The sequence below is a fragment of the Bacillus sp. mrc49 genome (assembly GCF_002803435.1).
The window spans coordinates 1-1,114 of the sequence record NZ_PHNG01000620.1 but is presented as its reverse complement, the minus strand read 5'-3'; the positions used below and the strand labels follow the sequence as shown (position 1 = coordinate 1,114).

Sequence of the window (1,114 nt, the reverse complement as noted above, 5' to 3'; positions counted from 1 at the left end):
AAAGACCCTTATTCCGTTTATATGGACAAGGAGACCGCCAAGCAATTCAATGAAACCTTGGATTCCTCTTTCGAAGGGATAGGGACTGAAATCGGCATGGAAGATGGCAAGGTCATAATCGTTTCTCCTTACAAGGATTCGCCAGCCGAAAAGGCGGGCTTGAAGCCAAAAGACCAAATCCTTAAGGTGAATGGAGAGAGTGTCGAGGGCTTGGATCTGTATGAAACACGCCTGAAAATTCGGGGCGAAAAGGGCTCACCCGTCAAAATGGAAGTAAAGCGAGCGGGGGTTTCCAATCCACTTGAGTTCAATATGGTGCGTGCTGAAATACCGCTGGATACCGTATTTTCATCCGTTAAAGAAGTGGGCGGGGAACAGATTGGCTACATCGAGTTAACCACTTTCTCGGAAAATACGGCGGCAGATTTCAAAAAGCAGATGAAGCAGTTAGAAAAGCAAGGGATCAAAGGCTTGGTCATAGATGTACGCGGCAATCCAGGCGGCCTTCTTTCAAGTGTGGAAACGATTCTTGGAGAGTTCATTACAAAAGAAAAACCTTTTTTGCAAATAGCCGAACGAACGGGCGAAAGGCAATCGTTTTTTACAACCCTCAAGAAAGCGAAAGATTATCCCATTGCAGTCTTGACGGATAAAGGGAGCGCCTCTGCCTCGGAAATCCTAGCTGGAGCGATGCAGGAGGCGGGAGGCTACCCATTGATCGGGGAGAAGACCTTCGGGAAAGGGACCGTGCAGCAGGCTGTACCGATGGGGGATGGCAGTAAGATTAAACTTACCCTGTATAAGTGGCTGACGCCTTCAGGGAACTGGATCCATAAAAAAGGGATCGAACCGACGATCAAGGTGAAGCAGCCGGAATACTTTAATGCCCATCAGCTTGCGGTTGAAGGGGTGTTGAAGCGCGACATGAACGATGAACAAATCCAATATGCCCAAAGCATTCTGAAGGGACTTGGGTTTGAAACGGGCCGGGAAGACGGCTATTATGATTGGAATACGGAAATTGCCGTAAAAGCCTTTCAAAAGCAGTATGATCTGAAAGTGACAGGAAAGCTGGATGCGAAAACTGCAGCCCATTTGGAAAGTGCGATTCTGG

General features: G+C 47.9%; 1 protein-coding gene. It reads left to right on the top strand.

Going from position 1 to position 1,114, the window contains the following annotated elements:
- A partial coding sequence (locus tag CVN76_RS06445) for a S41 family peptidase (protein WP_100530626.1) occupies positions 1–1,114 on the top strand: 1,114 nt, incomplete at both ends.